Annotated in this window: 3 protein-coding genes; all 3 read right to left on the bottom strand. The window is 51.3% G+C overall.

Annotation, left to right across the window (positions count from 1 at the left end):
• Positions 1 to 1,146 (bottom strand): phosphoglucosamine mutase (gene glmM, locus CW742_RS10465; protein WP_292420134.1); only part of this gene is annotated, 1,146 nt, incomplete at its 3' end.
• A 26-nt stretch (positions 1,147 to 1,172) separates the two neighbouring features.
• On the bottom strand, positions 1,173 to 1,586 hold the full coding sequence (gene mobB / locus CW742_RS10460) for a molybdopterin-guanine dinucleotide biosynthesis protein B (protein ID WP_292420131.1): 414 nt from the start codon (positions 1,584 to 1,586) through the stop codon (positions 1,173 to 1,175).
• On the bottom strand, positions 1,583 to 2,299 hold the full coding sequence (locus CW742_RS10455; RefSeq protein ID WP_292420130.1) for a DUF5806 family protein: 717 nt from the start codon (positions 2,297 to 2,299) through the stop codon (positions 1,583 to 1,585). The genes mobB and CW742_RS10455 overlap by 4 nt, the downstream gene beginning before the upstream one ends.
• Positions 2,300 to 2,507 lie beyond the last annotated feature (208 nt).

Below are 2,507 nucleotides of genomic sequence, written 5' to 3'. Positions count from 1 at the left end.
TTGTGTGACAATCTTTTCCTTGATGATTGTCCGGCGTGGAAGTTCGTCAACAAGCTCGGAGAGTTTTTTCCCGGTTGAGGCAAGAAGGGAAACCATCATTGCTGCGGTCATTCCACCATCGCGGCAGAACTGGTGTTCCGGAAAGATCAACCCGCCATTTCCCTCGCCGCCGAATATGACGGGTTTTCCTTGTTCAATGAGCGAGCGCATTGTCCTTGCAACGTAAATGCTCCCAACCGGTGTATATTCAACTGACGAACGTGCCTCGTTTACAACGTCTTCTGCAACCTGCCCGGTACTGACCGGCGTGACAACGATTCCCTGCTTCTGGCGGCAGATGTGTCGTGCGATAAGGGCAAACTGCAGGTTCTCCTCAACAAACTGTCCATTCTCATCGATGAATACGGCCCGGTCGGCATCCCCGTCATGCGCCACGCCAAACGCTGCACCACTTCCGGTGACCAGTGCAGCACAATTCTTCAGGTCTTCCATAGATGGTTCCGGTAACCTGCCCGGAAATGTGCCGTCCATGATCGCGTTGATGGTTAAGACCCTGCACCCAAGATCCGTCAGAATCCTCGGGGTGGTAAGGCATGCCGGCCCCGAACCGGGATCCACAACAACGGTCATCCCGTTCCCGGGTTTTCCGGAAAACGATCCTGTTATCGCCGTGATGTAGTGAGAAAGAAGTTCAGGACCCTGAGTTTCTTTCCCGGTCCTATTCCAAGGCTCAACGGAGAAAGCCCTGCTAAAAATTTTGTCTTCGAGTATCACCGTTTCCTCATCGCCCATCTCTGTCCCGTCGGGCTCGATGATTTTAACGCCATTGTATTCCGGTGGATTGTGGGATGCAGTTATCATGGCGCCAGCCGCAAACCCCCCTTTTACAATATACTGGAGTGCCGGTGTCGGGAGGATCCCGCAGTCAACAACGTCACACCCTACGGAAAGGAGCCCTGCTTTGAGTGCCCGGACAAACATTTCCCCGGATGTTCTCGTGTCACGCCCTACCGCGATCCGGCCTTTTCTCATGGACCCAAGAGACTGCCCGATCACCATGACGAGTTCGGGGGTGAGATCCTTTCCTACTACCCCTCTCACCCCGTTGGTGCCGAATAAACGCTTCTGCATCTTCTTTACTGGCATAGTCCATACCACATGGTGTTCTATCCTTATTTATAATCGTCAAACAGGTGGAGTGCCCCTATCACTTCTTCCGTTGTGGGATCTTTCATGACACACCGGTCGATCTCGAGGGAGCCGATCACAATCTTTGCATAGCGACGCTGTTTGTATCCTTCGATAACAGCGAAGTGGATCCCATTATCGGCATACATTTTCAGTAGTGTATCCAGATCTGTATGGTGCATCGTACAAACGGTTTTTTCTCCATCAATCCCGGTTGTCATGTCCGCTCCTGCTTCAAAGAACTGCGTGGTGTCCTTCCCGTCTTCAAGGCAGTAATCGTGATCCCCGAGATGTTTGATCACCCCAACCGGGCCTATCTTCTTCAGTTCCGGAATGAGTTTTTTGATAAAGGTTGTTTTCCCGGAATTGGACCTGCCGGCAACCTGGATGATCTTCATTGAGTATCACGCTCTGTATTCTGATCGCTCGTTAATGGAAAAATATCGGGGATTGGAGCGACAGGCACCGTGGTAACGGGATTCTCTTGAATGGGTGACTCATCAGGGATTGGTTTCTTCACTGATGAGATATATTCCGCGAGATTCTCTTCCTGCTGGGGTTCAGGCTGATCCGTTGCTTCTATTGGAGATTGTTCGGCGTTCCTCTCATCATTGCGTGCTTTTAAGACAGTCTTTGCCGCTTCACCGACACTCCGCATCACTTTCGTGATACGGTCTTCGATATCGATCTCTTCATCGATATCGAGTGTCGTTCCCTCAACCTCAAGGAGGAACCGGGAAACTTCACTTGCCTCAAAAAGGAGATCGTCAAGTTCATCGGTAGTAAAGAAACCGCACATTGCCCCGTAGAAGAATGTGGCGCTTGCTTTTCTCACCTTCCGCTTGAACGAGTTCCTGGCCTGGTTTACTGCCTGGGGTGTGTAGGTGTCCTCCATGAACGGGACGAGTTCCGGGAGGTGCCTGCCGATAAATGTCATCTCGGCACCTCCGGAAGTACGGAAATCGGTGCACAACCGGGCAAGCGCCCATTCCCGTGCCGTTATGTAGGTCCTCTTTCGCAGGAACTGGTTGACTTTCCGGTAGGTTGCCCCATCGACTTTTTTGAATTTTTTATACTTGTTGATCACTTCAGCTGCCCGTGTCTCATCCATGCCCGATCACCAGCTCCCCTTCCTGCACCCCGGTCATGCCCGATATACCGGAATAGTGCAGGAATGCCATTTTTCATATAGCATTATTTGGTTTATTACTTATAAAACCAGCACCCGGGCGGGCGGAAAAATACCGCTAATTTCAGGGGATATGCCTGATTTCGGCGCTTAATTGCGCTTTTTTGCAACCTGCATGTCCGGGATGTGT

This window comes from Methanoregula sp. (assembly GCF_002835825.1).
In the GTDB taxonomy this organism is placed as follows: Archaea; Halobacteriota; Methanomicrobia; order Methanomicrobiales; family Methanospirillaceae; genus Methanoregula.
The sequence above is the reverse complement of the archived record's forward strand: the minus strand, read 5'-3'. Positions and strand labels throughout refer to the sequence as shown.